Origin of the sequence: Bradyrhizobium sp. TM239 (assembly GCF_036247985.1) — a bacterium.
Lineage (GTDB): Bacteria > Pseudomonadota > Alphaproteobacteria > Rhizobiales > Xanthobacteraceae > Bradyrhizobium > Bradyrhizobium ottawaense.
Window position 1 is genome coordinate 122,127 of sequence record NZ_BTIR01000012.1, and the last position, 15,288, is coordinate 137,414.

A 15,288-nucleotide genomic window follows, 5' to 3' on the forward strand; every position below is an offset into this window, starting at 1 on the left:
GTTCAGCTGGAATGATGGGATCGGAATCGATAGGCGATAAAATATGTACAGCTCCGCAGCTTAATCCAGCGGCACCGTACGGCAACCTCTTTCTGTAGCCTTACCGGGAGCGGCTATACCAATTATTTCGGTGCCGCCTTCAATGCCCGCCGCAGCACCTCCCACGTCCGGGGATCGTGCATCTGCGCGACGTTGAAGCGCATGAGGTGCGAGGCGGTCTGCGACACGCTGAACACGTTGCCCGGCGCCAGCACGACGTTGTCCTCGAGCGCCGTGCGCGCGATCTGGGTGGCGTCATGTCCGCCAGGGAGGCGGCACCAGAGGAAGAACCCGCCGCGTGGCATCAGCCAGGGCTCCACGCCCAGCGCCTGAAGCCTTCGTGCGACGTCGCGGCGCGACCGCGTCAGCTTTTGCCGGAGCTCGTCCATGTGCTTGCGATAGCCGCCGCCGGCCAGCACCTTCGCGATGATGTCCGTCGCGGCGGGGCTCGGGCCGCCAAAGCTGGTTGCGACCTGGAGGTCGATGAGATGCTCGATCCAGTCGGGGCGCGCCGCGATGTAGCCTGAGCGTACCGAGGCCGACAGCGTCTTGGAAAAGCTGCCGATGCGGATCACGCGGGTGAGCCCGTCGAGCGCGGCAAGGCGCGGCGAGCGCTCCGGCTCGAAATCGCCAAAGATGTCGTCCTCGATGATGGTGAGGTCGTGCGCGGCGGCCACAGTCAGAAGCCGGTGCGCGGTCGCAAGCGACATCGTCGCGCCGGTCGGATTGTGCAGGGCCGAATTGGTGATGTAGAGCCGCGGCCGCTCGCTGCCGAGGATCTGCTCGAAGCGCGCGAGGTCGGGGCCCGTCGGCGTATAGGGCACGCTGACGATCCTGGCCTGATGCGCCCGCAGCAGCGCGCGGAAATTGAAGTAGCAGGGATCGTCGACGAGCACCGTGTCGCCGGGCCGGAGCAGGAAGCGGCAGACGAGGTCGGTTGCCTGCGTGCCCGAGCCCGTCAGCATGAGCTGATCGACGGACGCGAGAATCGCATCCTCGGCAAGGCGCGCGAGCAGCAGCCGGCGCAGCGAAGCTCCGCCGCGCGTGCTGCCATAGTCGGTCAACAGATCCGCATCGGCCCGCGCCAGTGCACGGACGGCCCGGCGCAAGCTCGCCTCCGGCATCCAGCTCGCCGGCAGCCAGCCGCAGCCGGGCTTTGGCACGGCGGCGTCGGCATCGAGCGATTGCCTGGAGACCCAGAACGGATCGACTTCCCGGTCGCGCCGCGGCTCGGCTTCGGCCAGCGCAAGCGGCGGCATGATCGTCGGCGAGACATAGAAGCCCGAGCCGCGGCGGGCACGGATCAGGCCTTCGGCGGCCAGGCGATCATAGGCCTCCACCACCGTGGAGGGCGAGACGTCCATCGCTGAGGCCAGGCTGCGGATCGACGGCAGGCGGTCGCCGGCACCGAGCGCGCGGCCGGCAACCTTGGCGCGGATCGCGCTCATCACGTCGAGGGTCCGCGTGCCGCCGCGACCCTTGGATGGCGCTCCAATGTCCAAGGTGTGTATTGCCTTCCATACCCATACAGATTTGCTGGATTGTACTGGATTGTTACTGGCCGTGCCACCGCCGACAGCCGAGTATCGCGGGGCGGGAAAGGCGGAACGGACATGCAATCTGCGGGGAGCGGCTGGGGCAACGGCCTGCTCGGCGTCATCATCTTCAGCGGTTCCTTGCCGGCGACGCGCGTCGCGGTGGGCGGCTTCTCCGCGCTGTTCCTGACCTCGGCGCGCGCGGTCATCGCGGCGCTGATCGGTGTGGCCGTGCTCGGCGTGCTGCGGCAGACGCGGCCGCAACGAGCGGATTTCGCCTCCCTCACCATCGTCGCCATCGGCGTCGTGGTCGGCTTCCCGCTGCTGACCGCGCTCGCGCTCCAGCACATCACCTCGGCGCATTCGATCGTCTTCATCGGCTTGTTGCCGCTCTCCACCGCGGTCTTCGCCGTGCTGCGCGGCGGCGAGCGGCCGCAGCCCTTGTTCTGGCTGTTCGCGGTCCTCGGCAGCGCCACGGTGGCGGGCTTCGCTCTGTCCAACGGCGGCGCGGCGGCGCTCACCGGCGACCTGTTGATGGTGGCCGCGATCGTGTTGTGCGGGCTCGGCTATGCCGAAGGGGCCGCACTGTCGCGCCGGCTCGGCGGCTGGCAGGTGATCTCCTGGGCGCTGCTGCTGGCGCTGCCGCTGATGGTGCCGCTCGCGATTCTGACCTGGCCGGCGAGCTGGAGCGGCGTCAGCGTGCCCGCCTGGATCGGGCTCGCTTATGTCTCCGTGTTCAGCATGTTCGTCGGCTTCATCTTCTGGTACCGCGGCCTTGCGATCGGCGGCATTGCGCGTGTCGGCCAGTTGCAGCAGCTCCAGCCGTTCTTCGGCCTCGCGCTCGCCGGCCTGCTGCTGCACGAGCCCGTCGCCTGGAGCATGATCGTCGCGACGATCCTCGTGGTCGCCTGCGTCTTCTTCGCGCGCCGGTTTGCCTGAGGCCCCAGCCTCACTGCTGCCCGATCACCGTCCGCGTCAGCGCGCTCCGCGCAAACTTCTTCAGCGGCATCGGCTTGCCGAACAGGAAGCCCTGCACGAGGTCGAAGCCGAGCTCGTTCGCCGCGACGAGGTCGGCACGGCTCTCGACGCCTTGCGCCACCGCGCGCGCGCCGAAGCCCTGCGCCAGTTCGACGATGTGACGGCACACCGTGCGCTTCAGCCGGTCGCTGCCGCTGCCGGTGACGAATTGCCGGTCGGCCTTCAGCTTGACGAAGGGAATTTTGTCCAGCCCCATCAGCGAGGGCCAGTTGGCGCCGAGATTGTCGATCGACAGGCCGATATTGTGCAGGCCGATCTCGCGCGCGACCTCGGTCAGGGAATCGAGGTCGCGGATCGCCTCCTCGCTGTCGATCTCGACCGTCAGTCCGCCGAAGGCGGGATGCGTCGGCACGCGGCGGCAGAGATCGCGCACCGCCTGCGGCTCCTTCAGATAGGACGCGGGAAGATTGATCGACAGATCGACCGGGCTTTGTTGCTCCAGAAGATAGTGCCAATCCTGCATGGCGCGATCGATCACGAATTCCGACAGGTCGCGGAAATGCGGATCGTGCGGCTCCGGGATGAAATAGGCCGGTGGTACCACGCCCCAGGTCGGATGGCGCATCCGCACCAGCGCCTCGGCGCCGCTGCGGATCAGCGTGCGCGCGTCGATCTTGGGCTGGTACCAGAGCTCGAGCCAGCCGGCGTGCAGGGCCTCGCCGACATGCACGGCCGGGCTCGGCGCCGGCTCCTCCGGCAGCAGCATGGCGATGCGCTCGCGGAGCGTTTCCGCCGCAAAGGGCGTGGTGAGTGGCGGCAGCATGGCAAGGCCATATTCCTCGCCGACCTGCCGCACGGCCTTGACGATGATCGACTCGCGGGCGCCGACGGCGAGAACCTTGCCGGCAAATGCCTCGCGTACCAATATTTCGAGGAATCTTCCCGGCTCGATGCCGTCGGCGGCGACGCCGAGCAGGATCAGGTCCGGCAGTTCGGTGGCGAGCACGGTTTGCAGCTCGTCCGAGCTGGCGCATTCGCTGGTGACGAAGCCGAGATCCTCCAGCACCTCGCTGAGGAAGGCGCGCAGATGCCGCTTGCTGTCAGCCACGCAGGCGCGCGGCGTTACCTTTCGTCGTCCGAAGGTCACAGGCCTTCGTCCGACGAGTTCAACCATCCCATCGTTCATCAACACCACTCCCGTTCCGTGACGGTTTCTTAAACGCCGAGCGTGGGTTCAAATAAGGAGAGCTTCACATCGTTCTTGAATTATCTGAGTAACGTTAAGCCCTGCAATTCGAGCTAATTTGTCGACAGACTCTTCGCAAAGAATTCGCATACCCGGGCACCGCGCGCGCAACGCCTGCCAGCGCACGCGAAATGTCTCTCGCGCGATCTGAGCTGCGTCCTGCTCGCCGACGGATGGAAGCGAGCGATGCGGATGTGTGCCCTTTCGAAGCAACGACGAGACCGGCGCAGATTAATTTCCGGTGTTTCTTGGGGGTGTGCGTCCGCTCGTCCGCGACGAAGACGGTGAACAGGACCGCGTCGTCCGCGGTGGGCGGGCTGCGTTGCGCGGTCGCTCTCCCCGCTGGCTTTGCGGTGCATCGGGAGCGAGCGGCGGCGACGTTCGAAGGATTCGCGCTCGCGCGATGCGCGCAAGTTTCGCTTTCGCTCGTGACGGTTCTGCGACACCGCGTCCGGGCCCGCGGCTGCAAATGTGAAGTGCATCACACGCGCATTGCTGCACCTGCGCTATTGCTCCCCACAGCCGGTGGTGGGCTGTCGAGGATTACGACAATGACGATGCGGCGAATGATGTATTGGTGGTTCAGGGTCGTGATGTCAGGGCGATTTCTCGACCGCTTCCTGTGCCTGCCGCGCGCGCATTAAAGCGCGATGCGATCATCGCGCTTTGGGTTATTGTTCAAGCATGATCTTTTCGGAAAACCGCTCCGCACTTTTCCGGATCATGCTTTAGGCACCTCGCGCGATATCAGGTCTGCCCGATCAATTTGCGAAACGCCGCCGCGCCGTCCTGCACCGCGTCGCGGCCCTTCCAGGCCAGATAAGTCAGCTTGCCGCCGAGCGTGTCGTGGCTGCGCAGCCGGCGAGAGCCGAGAATGTGGCCGACATTGGACGGGAAGCGGCTCACCTCGGCGGACACCAGCGCTGCGATCGCGTCCATCAATTGCTGGAGCCGGGTTCCCCATTCGCAACCCTCGATGCCGTCGATGCGCACCTTGAGCGCATATTCGGTGTCGTAGATCTCGGCGAGCAGGTCGCGGGCGACCAGGACCCGGTTGTGCCGGAGCGCGATCCGAAGCGCGAGGCGCTTGTCGTCGAGCCGGTCGAGCACCATGGGAATGACGCAGGCATAGGGCGTCGCGGCGACATCAGTGACGCTCTTGCTCGCAGCGGCCTTGGTGGCGAGACGCGCCAATTGCCAGGGCGTCGTCAGGCGCCTCGCCACCAGCGTCAGCGCGAAGGGCAGCGCATCGGGATGAGTCTTCTTGAAGGCATCGAGCTGCGCGGTGATCTGGGCAACCCGGCCGTCGTCGAATTTCGCGATCTTCTCAGGCAGCTTTTCGTTGAACTTCGGCAGCGCCTCGCCTGCGCGCAGCACGTGCTGCATCTTCCTGACGTCGTCGAAGGCGCTGCGTGAGGCCGTGTATTGCGCGAGCTTGCCGCGCGCGAATTCGGTGCTCTCCGCGGTGGCGAAGGTGCTTTCGAGGACCTTGACGACCTTGATCTGGAAGGTCGAGGCGACCTTCAGGACTTCCTTCGGGTTGTTGGCGGCAACCCGGTCGTTGATCGCCTTGATGTAGTCGCGTGCCATGGTCGGCAGCAGGTCGCGGCAGATCCACTCCCAGATCGGCGTGAGGGTGTTGCGCGAGATCCGCCCCATGTTGGCGTGCTCGGGCGCTCCGTCGATCAAGAGCAGTTCGAGCGGCGCGAAGAAATAGCGCGACGGGCTGGTGGCGCGCGCCTGGGTCGATCCGTCCTTGCGAAACTCGGCGCGCAAGCGCGACTGGATGTCGGACGAGCCGGGCATGTCGATGCCGCACAACTCGAGCCGTTCGAGTTCGCTGAGCAGACAGCTGCGCGACAGCGGCGTCAGCCTCTGCAGGAATTCCGACAGCCGATCGATGTCGTTCATGGCACGCAATCTTTCGCAGCGTTTCCCGCGGGCGTGCGGGCCCAATGCGTGGAGGCATTTGCGCGCTCTCTACTTCCCCTCAGAGAAGCAAGTCGCCGTTAATTAATCCGTAAAACCCGGGGGGGCGGCGTCGCCAAAGCAGCGGTTAAGGATGATTTCGCCTGTCTGCCCAAGATTTTGGCGAAAAAACGCAACCCCTGCGTGGGCGAGCGGCGGCGAACGCAAGCACAAATTGTGCCTGTGCCGCCACTTTAACGCAAAACCGACAAAATCACCGTAGTCTTACGGAGCAAAAAGTTAACCACAGACCGCCCCCGGTTCCGCTAAACGAGTGACATGGGGTCACAGAATGATACGGCCACCGATTCGCGGCCGTCGGAATGGTACGAAAGCAGCGCTGCTCCCACTGACGAGCTCGATTTCGTCCGCCTGAGCGCCACCCGGGCCAAGGCCGCCGACGAAATGGCCGCTGCCATCGCCCGCGAGCTCAACGGCCCCCTGACGGCCCTGCTGCTCTACATGGGCGAGATCAAGCATCACAGCGACCAACTCGCGCCCGTGACCGGCGACCGTGCCTATTTGCAGCGGGTGGTCGAGAACGCGCTGGCACAAACCGAGCGCGTTTGCGGCCTGGTCAAGCAGCTTGCCGGTCCTCACAAGGGGGGCTTGTCGATCCCGTCCAACGCCGAGGACGCAGAATCGAAGGCCGTCCGCGCCCAGCAAGCCCAGCGCGTGCCGAGCGCCGAACTGCTCAGCCTGTCGGGTCAGAAGCGGCTGACCAAGCGCGAGCGCGAGGTGCTGAGGCTGATCAGCGAAGGTTACTCGAACAAGCAGGGCGCGCTTCGGATGCAGATCAGTCCGCGCACGTTCGAGAGCCATCGTGCCGAGGCGATGCGCAAGCTCGGTGCGCGCAACACCGCGGATCTCGTCCGCGCGGCGCTGCTGCACTCGATCGACTGAGGCTGGTGTGTTGCATCGCCGGCAGGCGGTGCGGACAAGGCCCCGAGAGATCTCCCGGGAAGTCTGGAAACCCGATCGCGCTCAGAAATAATCTTCGGCGAAGGGACGCGCGCGCGAGACAGGGCGCAGCGGCTTGATCTCTTCCTTCGGCCCGTTCGGGATGATCGTGATGGTCCAGCGGGGCGGCATGCTCGATTCATGCTCCAGCACCGAACGCACGAAGCCGGTCACCGTGGACTCGCCAGCCTTCACCGTCGCCATGCGGCCGTTGAACTGTGCGATACGGAAGCGGCGAACCTCCTTCTGGTCCGCGGTCTCGTAGGTGAACATGGAAACCCTCCTGGTTTCCGGCGACTATCGCCACCTATGATTAGCCATCTGTGAAAATCCCAAGCCGTAGAAGTACGGCGGGGTTTCGCGCAGTCTGCACCGGCGCGCTTTAAGCAGATGCTTGAAGGCAATTCGAAGCGCGATGACGATTGGTTTTGATTGGTCTTGAAGGCCTCGCGCTTCAGCCCTGCGGCTCCTGGGCGCGCGCGGCGGCATAGGCCGCGTCCATCAGGTCCAGGAGATCGCGAAATTCGCCATCGCCGAGCCTCTCTGCGGACTTCTCCAGTCGCAGCGCCAGTGCCGCGAGCCTGACATAGCCGAACGTCCCGGCCGCGCTCTTCAGCGAATGCGCTTCGCGCGCGATTTTGGCGTGGTGCTGCGCCAGCGAGAGCGTGCGGAACGATTGCAGGCGCGCGCAGGTCTCGCTCCAGAACACATCCCGCACTTCGCGGGCACCGTCCTCGCCGATCTCGCGCACCAGGGCCTCGTAAGCGCGCGGCTCGCGCGCGGGCTCGGCATCGAGCGCCTTCTGCGCGGGCGCGATCGTGACTTCAAACATGGGCCTGCCTTGATCACGGGTCATCTGTCGCGCGACACGTCCTGGCGCGAGGGCTGCCCCCGTGTCTACGGCATTCGAATTTCAGTTCCGGTAGCAGGACACAAGGTGTTTGCAGCCCGGCATTAGCCGGCAGTTTACCATGCGCGCGGCGGTCAGCGCGCGCCGAGCAGCCGGTCGTACTGGGCCTTCACGGTGGCGTAGCATTCGCACGCCGTCTGGCGCAGGCCGTCGAGGTTGGTGATCTGGATGTGCCCGCGGCTGTAATGAATGAAATTGGCCTGTTGCAGGGTGTTGGCGACCAGCGACACGCTGTTGCGCCGCGCCCCGATCATCTGCGCCATGGCCTCCTGGGTCAGCAGCAGCCGGTAGTCGCCCGAGAGGTCATGGGTGTGCAACAGGCAGCGCGACAGCCGCGACTCCACGGGATGGGCGGCATTGCAGCCCGCGGTCTGCTGGACCTGGGCGTAGACGGCCAGCCCGTGGCGCGTCAGCAACGTGCGCAGGGTGCTGCTCTGGTCGGCGGCGATCCGCAGCCGGTCGAGATCCATCACCGACGCGACGCCCGGCACCAGCACGATGGCGGTGTTCAGCGCGCACGCATCGCCCATGGTCGAGAGCGTTCCGAGCAGGCTGTCGCGGCCGATCATGGCGACTTGCACATGCTCGCCCTTGGCGAGCTTCACCACCAGCGAGATGACGCCGCGGTGGGGAAAATAGGCGCGCATCAGCGCCTCGCCGGTCTCGACCAGCACCGCGTCATGGGGCAGGTCGACTGTTCGCAGGTGCGGGCGGATCGATTCATAGTCGTCTGCCGACAGTGCGGACAGGAAGCCGTTGGCTGAACGCACCATCGTTTCCAAAAGCTGCCTCCCGTTCCCGCGCCATCGAATCGCGATAGACGAAATCACGCCATGGGCGCACAGGTTCCATCATGTTCACGTCGGGATATATTGGCAATTGGGACAAGTTGTCCGACCACGGCAGCACTCCTGCCACGCTGCGTGCACGCCGGCATACAGCTGATTGCGCCGCGCTGTCGTCACGGCACGGCTCCCACCAGACGGAGGTGGTGGGCCTTCACCGCCGAATAGCAGCCGCAGGACGTGGTCTCCAGCGCCCGCAGATCGACGATCTCGATCTGGCCACGGCTGTAGTGAATGATGCCGGCCCGCTGCAGCGCATGCGCGACCAGCGAGACGGCATTGCGCCGTACGCCCAGCATCTGCGCCAGCGCCTCCTGGGTCAGCGGCAGGATTTCACTGTCCGAGAGGTCGCGGGCACGCAGGAGCCAACGCGCGAGCCGCGCCTCGACCGGGTGCAGCGTATTGCAGAGCAGCGACTGCTGCGCATGCGCGAGCAAGGCCTGCTCATGACGGACCATCAGCTCGCGAAACGGCGGGCTCGCGGCTGCGACCGTACGGAAAGCTGCGATTTCAAGCGCGGAAGCAGCCCCTGGGAACAGCACGACCGCGTCTGTCGGCGCGATGCCGTCGGCAAGCGCAGCACCGCCACCGACGACACTGTCGCGGCCCAGCATCGCCACCTCGATCATCTGTCCTTCGGACAGACCCACCGTGATCGAAACGGATCCGCCATGCGGGAAGTAGACATGTCTCAGCGCGGCACCCGCCTCGCCCAAGACAGATTTCCTGACCATTTCGACTGTCGTCAGATGCGGACGCAGCAGATCGAGATCTGCCGCGTCGAGCATTTGCAGCAATTGGTTGGACGGGCATCCGCTCGCAATCATCGAAGGTCAATCCGGCTTGTTCGATGTTCGTCATCCAGTTGCGCGGCGACAAAAACATATTGTAAAGGTTGTGGTGCTGTCCATATACCCGTTAGAGGGCAGACAGGCTGGGGCATTTGCGGCGGAAATGAGAATGGCGCGCTGATTCGCTCAGCCTGTGCGTCGGTCCTGCGGGGGTTGCGCAGGAATAAGCGGCAAGGGGGCTTTCATGAGCCGGAAGCATTGCATCCGCGCTGCGACCGAACGCCGGTCGACCCGTGCAGTCTCGTCCGTTGGACCAGCATTTACAGCCATCCAATATTGCCGTGAAGCCTGGCGTCGCGTGGCCGCAGATTTCGCGCCCATCTTCCCTGCGCCGCCAATGACATTCGCGACCGTCCGTTCTTCGACTGAAAACAAAGGAGAAAGGCGTGCCCCACGGTTCAGTTATTGGATCGCCGAAACGGGAAGCTCAAACGGGGACAGAAGGTCTGCGCCATATTCTCGTTGTCGACGACGACCCGATGGTCTGCATGGCCATCGAGGTCTATCTCCAGCGCAATAATTTTCGGGTAACGATTGCCGAAGGAGGAGAAGCCGGACTGCGCGCGCTCGAACACCAGCAATTCGATCTGATGATCATTGATATCTTCATGCCGCACATGCGCGGGTTCGAATCGATCCGGATCTTCCACGAGCGAGCGCCGGTCATTCCGCTGATCGCAATGTCCGGCTATGCCTTTGCGAATCTGAATTCGCCTGCACCCGATTTCCTCCGGATGGCGCTCGAGCTCGGTGCCGCACGCTGTCTGCGCAAGCCGTTCACGCCGCACGCGCTGCTCGCCGCCATCAACGATTGCCTGGCGGAGCATCGTCCCGACGGCGACATCGCCTCGGCCGCACGATTGGGTTAGCGCGGCGCGGGCCGCTATGGCCGCGGGGTAACCGTTCGTTTACCGCGTCCGCGGACCACGCAGATCGCGCCGCTAACGCGAACTGAGGGGCGCGACTGCGCCTCCGGTTGCGGACGGCGCGGTTCGATGTCCCGCAGGCCGCCCCTATCGTCCTTCATGAGCAGGATTTTCCGGCGCGCTTCGCCCGCTGTTATCGGCCCGTTTACCTCACGCGTCCCCACCGTTGCGGCGCGGAGCCGTTTTGACGAAAAGCGCCGCCGCATGCGGTCGAACCGCAAAGTTCTCTTCAATATCCGTATTAGCACGGAGGATGAAATTAACGGGACTGTGAAAAGGGATGTCTAACGATCCAGAATAGGGACTTCCGTCCATGCCAAAAGGGTGGCGCAGGCGTCGAAGTCTGGGTTCAGGTCAGTAAGGCGTAGCTCATGGATGATCTGTTGCGGGAGTTTTTGACGGAGACCAGCGAGAGCCTGGACACCGTCGACAATCAGTTGGTGAAGTTCGAGCAGGAGCCGAACAACGCCAAGATCCTGGATAACATCTTCCGCCTGGTCCACACCATCAAGGGCACCTGCGGCTTCCTCGGATTGCCGCGGCTTGAAGCGCTGGCCCATGCCGGCGAGACGTTGATGGGCAAATTCCGCGACGGCATGCCGGTGAAGGCCGAAGCGGTGACGGTGATCCTGTCCTCGATCGACCGCATCAAGGAGATTCTGGCAGGCCTCGAAGCCACCGAGGCCGAGCCCGAGGGCAATGACCGCGACCTGATCGATCAGCTGGAAGCGATGGTCGAGCAGGGCATGGCGGCGATGGCGGCTGGAAGTGCCGCTCCCGTTGCCGAGGCGCCGCCGCTGGTGCCGGAAGCTCCGGCCGCCGCTGAGCCGGCAAACCTGACCTCCGGCACGCTGATCGACCAGACCCTGGAGCGCCCCTTGCGTCCGGGCGAGGTCTCGCTCGACGAGCTCGAGCGCGCCTTCCGCGAGACCGCGATCGAAGCGCCGACGCCCGCGCCCGTCGCCAAGGCTGAAGCCAAGGCCGAGCCCGCCCCGGCCGCTGAAGCGCCCGCGCCTGTTGCCAAGGAAGCTGCCAAGGAAGCAAAGCCCGCCAAGGAGAAGGCCGCGCCGAAGAAGTCGATGGCCGACGAGGGCGCCAGCGAAGGCGACCGCATCGCCAACCAGTCGATCCGCGTCAACGTGGATACGCTGGAGCATCTGATGACCATGGTCTCCGAGCTGGTCCTGACCCGCAACCAGCTGCTGGAGATCTCCCGCCGCAACGAGGACACCGAGTTCAAGGTGCCGTTGCAGCGCCTGTCCAACGTCACCGCCGAGCTGCAGGAAGGCGTCATGAAGACGCGCATGCAGCCGATCGGCAATGCCTGGCAGAAGCTGCCCCGCATCGTCCGCGACCTCTCGAGCGAACTCGGCAAGCAGATCGAATTGGAGATGCACGGCGCCGACACCGAGCTCGACCGCCAGGTGCTCGATTTGATCAAGGACCCGCTCACCCACATGGTGCGCAACTCCGCCGATCATGGCCTGGAGACCCCCGCCGAGCGCCTCGCGTCCGGCAAGGGCGAGCAGGGCACCATCCGCCTGTCCGCCTATCACGAGGGCGGCCACATCATCATCTGCATCGCCGACAACGGCCGCGGCCTCAACACCGAGAAGATCAAGGCCAAGGCGATCTCTAGCGGTCTCGTCACCGAGGCCGAGCTCGAGAAGATGAGCGAAGCCCAGATCCACAAGTTCATCTTCGCGCCGGGCTTCTCCACCGCGGCGGCCATCACCTCGGTCTCCGGCCGCGGCGTCGGCATGGACGTGGTGCGCACCAATATCGACCAGATCGGCGGCACCATCGACATCAAGTCGGTGGCCGGCGAGGGAAGCTCCGTCACCATCAAGATCCCGCTGACGCTCGCCATCGTCTCCGCCCTGATCGTCGAGGCCGCCGGCGACCGTTTTGCGATCCCGCAGCTCTCGGTGGTCGAGCTGGTACGGGCCCGCGCCAACAGCGAGCACCGCATCGAGCGCATCAAGGACACCGCGGTCCTCAGGTTGCGCAACAAGCTCTTGCCGCTGATCCATCTGAAGAAGCTGCTGAAGATCGACGACGGCGCCGCCTCCGATCCCGAGAACGGCTTCATCGTGGTCACGCAAGTCGGCAGCCAGACCTTCGGCATCGTCGTGGACGGCGTGTTCCACACCGAAGAAATCGTCGTGAAGCCGATGTCGACGAAGCTGCGTCACATCGACATGTTCTCCGGCAACACCATTCTGGGCGATGGCGCGGTGATCATGATCATCGACCCCAACGGCATTGCCAAGGCGCTCGGCGCCGCCGGCTCCTCGGCCCATGACATGGGCGACGAGAACGGCGCGCATCACATCGGAAGTGGCGAGCAGACCACTTCGCTGCTGGTGTTCCGCGCCGGCTCGTCGCAGCCCAAGGCGGTCCCGCTTGGCCTCGTCACGCGCCTGGAAGAGCTCCCGGCCGACAAGATCGAGTTCTCCAACGGCCGCTACATGGTGCAGTACCGCGAGCAGCTGATGCCGCTCGTCGCCATGGAGAGCGTCACCATTGCTTCCCAGGGCGCCCAGCCGATCCTGGTGTTCGCCGACGACGGCCGCTCCATGGGCCTCGTCGTCGACGAGATCATCGACATCGTCGAGGAACGGCTCAACATCGAGGTCGGCGGCTCCGCCTCCGGCATCCTCGGCTCGGCCGTGATCAAGGGCCAGGCCACCGAGGTGATCGACGTCGGCCACTTCCTCCCGATGGCGTTCGCCGACTGGTTCACCCGCAAGGAGATGAAGCCGTCGCTGCACTCGCAGTCGGTGCTGCTGGTCGACGACAGCGCCTTCTTCCGCAACATGCTGGCGCCGGTGCTGAAAGCGGCCGGCTACCGCGTCCGCACCGCGCCGACCGCGCAGGAGGGCCTCGCGGCACTGCGCGCCCAGAGCTTCGACGTGGTCCTGACCGACATCGAGATGCCCGACATGAACGGGTTCGAGTTCGCCGAGACCATTCGCTCCGACAACAATCTCGGCTCGATGCCGATCATCGGCCTGTCCGCGCTGGTGTCGCCGGCGGCGATCGAGCGCGGCCGTCAGGCCGGCTTCCACGACTATGTCGCCAAGTTCGACCGTCCCGGTCTGATCGCGGCGCTGAAGGAACAGACCGCGGGCGCCGCCGGCGCCTCCGAGCTGAACCGGGCCGCGGCATGAGCGGGACGAGAGGAGACGCAAAGATGAACAAGAAGATGCAGACGGGCGAAGGCGCCATGGTCGAATACGTCACCGCGATGATCGGCGGCCAGCTGTTCGGCCTGCCGATCTCGCGGGTCCAGGACGTGTTCATGCCCGAGCGCGTCACCCGCGTGCCCTTGTCCTCGCGCGAGATCGCGGGCGTGCTCAATCTGCGCGGCCGCATCGTCACCGTGGTCGACATGCGCGCCCGTCTCGGCCTGCCGCAGCCCGAGGATGGCAAGGTGCCGATGGCGGTCGGCGTCGACCTCCGCGGTGAATCCTATGGCCTCCTGATCGACCAGATCGGCGAGGTGCTGCGCCTGCCCGAAGCCGGCATGGAAGAAAATCCCGTCAACCTCGATCCCCGCATGGCCAAGCTCGCCGGCGGCGTCCACCGCCTCGACGGCCAGCTCATGGTCGTCCTCGACGTCGATCGCGTCCTCGAGCTCGAAACCAAAGTGCAAATGGCTGCGTGAGCCAACCGAAACATCGAAGCCGGAGAACCAAAATGAAAACGTGTTTGGTGGTCGATGATTCCAGCGTGGTGCGCAAGATCGCGCGCCGGATTCTGGAGGGCCTGGAATTCGAAGTCACTGAAGCCGAGGACGGCTCGAAGGCACTCGAAATCTGCCAGCGGCAGCTGCCCGATGCCGTGCTGCTCGACTGGAACATGCCCGTGATGGACGGCTTCGAGTTCATGGGCCATATGCGCCGCCTGCCCGGCGGTGAGCAGCCCAAGGTGGTGTTCTGCACCACCGAGAACAACGTGGCGCATATTGCTCAGGCGCTCAGCGGCGGCGCCAACGAGTACATCATGAAGCCATTCGACAAAGACATCATCGCCGACAAGTTCGCTGAAGTTGGTTTGATCCCGGTCGGACAAGCCATGGTCTGAGTGTGTCTGGCCTGAATATTCCGGCCAGAGTGTTCCAGTACAGCTTCGAAGAGGCTATCCGTGACCCCGACCGAGTATGAGTATCTGCGTAAGTTCCTAAAGGACAATTCCGGTCTCGATCTTTCCGCAGACAAGCAATATCTGATCGAAAGCCGCCTGCTGCCGCTGGCCCGCAAGGCCGGGCTCTCCGGCATCGGCGAGCTCGTGCAGAAGCTGCAAAGCGGCTCGCGCACGGTGATCACCGACGTGGTCGAAGCCATGACCACCAACGAGACCTTCTTTTTCCGCGACAAGGTCCCGTTCGATCATTTCCGCGACACCATCATGCCCGAGATCATCAAGGCGCGCGCCGGCCGCCGCAGCATCCGGATCTGGTGCGCCGCCGGCTCGACCGGGCAGGAGCCCTATTCGCTGGCGATGTGCCTGAAGGAGATGGGCGCGGCCCTCACCGGCTGGCGCATCGAGATCATCGCGACCGATCTGTCGCAGGAGGTGCTGGAGAAGGCCAAGGCCGGAATCTACAGCCAGTTCGAGGTGCAGCGCGGCCTGCCGATCCAGATGCTGATGAAATATTTCAAGCAGACCGGCGAGACCTGGCAGGTCAATCCCGAATTGCGGGCGATGATCCAGCATCGGCAGCTCAACCTGCTGCACGATTTCGCGCAGCTCGGCACCTTCGACGTCATCTTCTGCCGCAACGTGCTGATCTATTTCGACCAGGACACCAAGATCAACATCTTCAACCGGCTGGCGCGCCAGATCGAGCCCGATGGCTTCCTGGTGCTGGGCGCGGCCGAAACCGTGGTCGGCCTGACCGATACGTTCCGGCCGATTCCGGAGCGGCGCGGCCTCTACAAGCCGAACGATCCGCGTGCCGCAGCCGCCAAGCCGGTTCTCGCCGGCGCGGCGCCGCGCCTCGCGGTCATGGCAGGACGGTAGAC

14 protein-coding genes are annotated in these 15,288 nt (G+C 64.8%); 7 read left to right on the forward strand and 7 right to left on the reverse strand.

From position 1 onward, the window contains the following. Positions 1 to 122 precede the first annotated feature (122 nt). Positions 123 to 1,487: an aminotransferase-like domain-containing protein gene (locus AABA84_RS22000; RefSeq protein WP_246550935.1), complete on the reverse strand. Its 1,365-nt coding sequence runs from the start codon at positions 1,485 to 1,487 to the stop codon at positions 123 to 125. 165 nt (positions 1,488 to 1,652) lie between these two features. Here AABA84_RS22000 and AABA84_RS22005 point away from each other — a divergent pair, with 165 nt between their 5' ends. Next, positions 1,653 to 2,513, forward strand: coding sequence for a DMT family transporter (locus AABA84_RS22005; protein WP_212252312.1), 861 nt, complete (start codon positions 1,653 to 1,655; stop codon positions 2,511 to 2,513). A gap of 10 nt (positions 2,514 to 2,523) precedes the next feature. Here AABA84_RS22005 and AABA84_RS22010 read toward each other — a convergent pair whose 3' ends face one another. Both AABA84_RS22010 and AABA84_RS22015 read right to left on the reverse strand, forming a co-directional pair. After that, positions 2,524 to 3,738, reverse strand: a complete 1,215-nt coding sequence (locus AABA84_RS22010) for an EAL domain-containing response regulator (protein ID WP_338309534.1) — start codon at positions 3,736 to 3,738, stop codon at positions 2,524 to 2,526. An 807-nt stretch (positions 3,739 to 4,545) separates the two neighbouring features. After that, positions 4,546 to 5,709: a hypothetical protein gene (locus tag AABA84_RS22015; protein WP_212252317.1), complete on the reverse strand. Its 1,164-nt coding sequence runs from the start codon at positions 5,707 to 5,709 to the stop codon at positions 4,546 to 4,548. Between the two features lie 336 nt (positions 5,710 to 6,045). Between AABA84_RS22015 and AABA84_RS22020 the strand changes: the two genes are divergently transcribed. Next, the gene (locus tag AABA84_RS22020; RefSeq protein ID WP_338313086.1) at positions 6,046 to 6,669 is read left to right on the forward strand and encodes a helix-turn-helix domain-containing protein; all 624 of its coding nucleotides are present in this window, start codon (positions 6,046 to 6,048) and stop codon (positions 6,667 to 6,669) included. An 81-nt stretch (positions 6,670 to 6,750) separates the two neighbouring features. On the opposite strand, the gene AABA84_RS22025 is transcribed toward AABA84_RS22020, so the two are convergent. The 4 genes from AABA84_RS22025 to AABA84_RS22040 form a co-directional block, all read right to left on the reverse strand. Then, positions 6,751 to 6,999 (reverse strand): hypothetical protein, encoded by a 249-nt coding sequence (locus AABA84_RS22025; RefSeq protein WP_212252321.1) that lies wholly within the window; start codon positions 6,997 to 6,999, stop codon positions 6,751 to 6,753. 181 nt (positions 7,000 to 7,180) lie between these two features. Beyond that, the gene (locus AABA84_RS22030) at positions 7,181 to 7,558 is read right to left on the reverse strand and encodes an Hpt domain-containing protein (protein WP_212252323.1); all 378 of its coding nucleotides are present in this window, start codon (positions 7,556 to 7,558) and stop codon (positions 7,181 to 7,183) included. A 152-nt stretch (positions 7,559 to 7,710) separates the two neighbouring features. Then, positions 7,711 to 8,409: a Crp/Fnr family transcriptional regulator gene (locus tag AABA84_RS22035; protein WP_212252325.1), complete on the reverse strand. Its 699-nt coding sequence runs from the start codon at positions 8,407 to 8,409 to the stop codon at positions 7,711 to 7,713. 188 nt (positions 8,410 to 8,597) lie between these two features. Then, positions 8,598 to 9,308: a Crp/Fnr family transcriptional regulator gene (locus tag AABA84_RS22040; protein ID WP_338313087.1), complete on the reverse strand. Its 711-nt coding sequence runs from the start codon at positions 9,306 to 9,308 to the stop codon at positions 8,598 to 8,600. A gap of 410 nt (positions 9,309 to 9,718) precedes the next feature. Here AABA84_RS22040 and AABA84_RS22045 point away from each other — a divergent pair, with 410 nt between their 5' ends. The 5 genes from AABA84_RS22045 to AABA84_RS22065 all read left to right on the forward strand — a co-directional run bounded on the left by AABA84_RS22045 (position 9,719) and on the right by AABA84_RS22065 (position 15,286). After that, positions 9,719 to 10,201, forward strand: a complete 483-nt coding sequence (locus AABA84_RS22045) for a response regulator (RefSeq protein ID WP_338313088.1) — start codon at positions 9,719 to 9,721, stop codon at positions 10,199 to 10,201. Positions 10,202 to 10,629: 428 nt separating this feature from the next. Further along, positions 10,630 to 13,431, forward strand: a complete 2,802-nt coding sequence (locus AABA84_RS22050) for a hybrid sensor histidine kinase/response regulator (RefSeq protein ID WP_338313090.1) — start codon at positions 10,630 to 10,632, stop codon at positions 13,429 to 13,431. Positions 13,432 to 13,454: 23 nt separating this feature from the next. Continuing rightward, the gene (locus tag AABA84_RS22055) at positions 13,455 to 13,928 is read left to right on the forward strand and encodes a chemotaxis protein CheW (protein ID WP_338313092.1); all 474 of its coding nucleotides are present in this window, start codon (positions 13,455 to 13,457) and stop codon (positions 13,926 to 13,928) included. Positions 13,929 to 13,960: 32 nt separating this feature from the next. Then, positions 13,961 to 14,347 carry a response regulator gene (locus AABA84_RS22060; protein ID WP_212252976.1) on the forward strand — a complete coding sequence of 129 codons (387 nt, stop codon included), beginning with the start codon at positions 13,961 to 13,963 and terminating at the stop codon, positions 14,345 to 14,347. 60 nt (positions 14,348 to 14,407) lie between these two features. Then, on the forward strand, positions 14,408 to 15,286 hold the full coding sequence (locus tag AABA84_RS22065; protein WP_338313093.1) for a CheR family methyltransferase: 879 nt from the start codon (positions 14,408 to 14,410) through the stop codon (positions 15,284 to 15,286). Positions 15,287 to 15,288: the final 2 nt, after the last annotated feature.

What these genes read in the sequence shown, in the direction of transcription:
- AABA84_RS22030 (WP_212252323.1), bottom strand. Translation starts at nt 7,558, where the DNA reads ATGTTTGAAGTCACGATCGCGCCCGCGCAGAAGGCGCTCGATGCCGAG.
- AABA84_RS22060 (WP_212252976.1), top strand. Translation starts at nt 13,961, where the DNA reads ATGAAAACGTGTTTGGTGGTCGATGATTCCAGCGTGGTGCGCAAGATC.
- AABA84_RS22000 (WP_246550935.1), bottom strand. Translation starts at nt 1,487, where the DNA reads ATGAGCGCGATCCGCGCCAAGGTTGCCGGCCGCGCGCTCGGTGCCGGC.
- AABA84_RS22015 (WP_212252317.1), bottom strand. Translation starts at nt 5,709, where the DNA reads ATGAACGACATCGATCGGCTGTCGGAATTCCTGCAGAGGCTGACGCCG.
- AABA84_RS22040 (WP_338313087.1), bottom strand. Translation starts at nt 9,308, where the DNA reads ATGATTGCGAGCGGATGCCCGTCCAACCAATTGCTGCAAATGCTCGAC.
- AABA84_RS22020 (WP_338313086.1), top strand. Translation starts at nt 6,046, where the DNA reads ATGGGGTCACAGAATGATACGGCCACCGATTCGCGGCCGTCGGAATGG.
- AABA84_RS22010 (WP_338309534.1), bottom strand. Translation starts at nt 3,738, where the DNA reads ATGAACGATGGGATGGTTGAACTCGTCGGACGAAGGCCTGTGACCTTC.
- AABA84_RS22025 (WP_212252321.1), bottom strand. Translation starts at nt 6,999, where the DNA reads ATGTTCACCTACGAGACCGCGGACCAGAAGGAGGTTCGCCGCTTCCGT.
- AABA84_RS22050 (WP_338313090.1), top strand. Translation starts at nt 10,630, where the DNA reads ATGGATGATCTGTTGCGGGAGTTTTTGACGGAGACCAGCGAGAGCCTG.
- AABA84_RS22055 (WP_338313092.1), top strand. Translation starts at nt 13,455, where the DNA reads ATGAACAAGAAGATGCAGACGGGCGAAGGCGCCATGGTCGAATACGTC.
- AABA84_RS22035 (WP_212252325.1), bottom strand. Translation starts at nt 8,409, where the DNA reads ATGGTGCGTTCAGCCAACGGCTTCCTGTCCGCACTGTCGGCAGACGAC.
- AABA84_RS22005 (WP_212252312.1), top strand. Translation starts at nt 1,653, where the DNA reads ATGCAATCTGCGGGGAGCGGCTGGGGCAACGGCCTGCTCGGCGTCATC.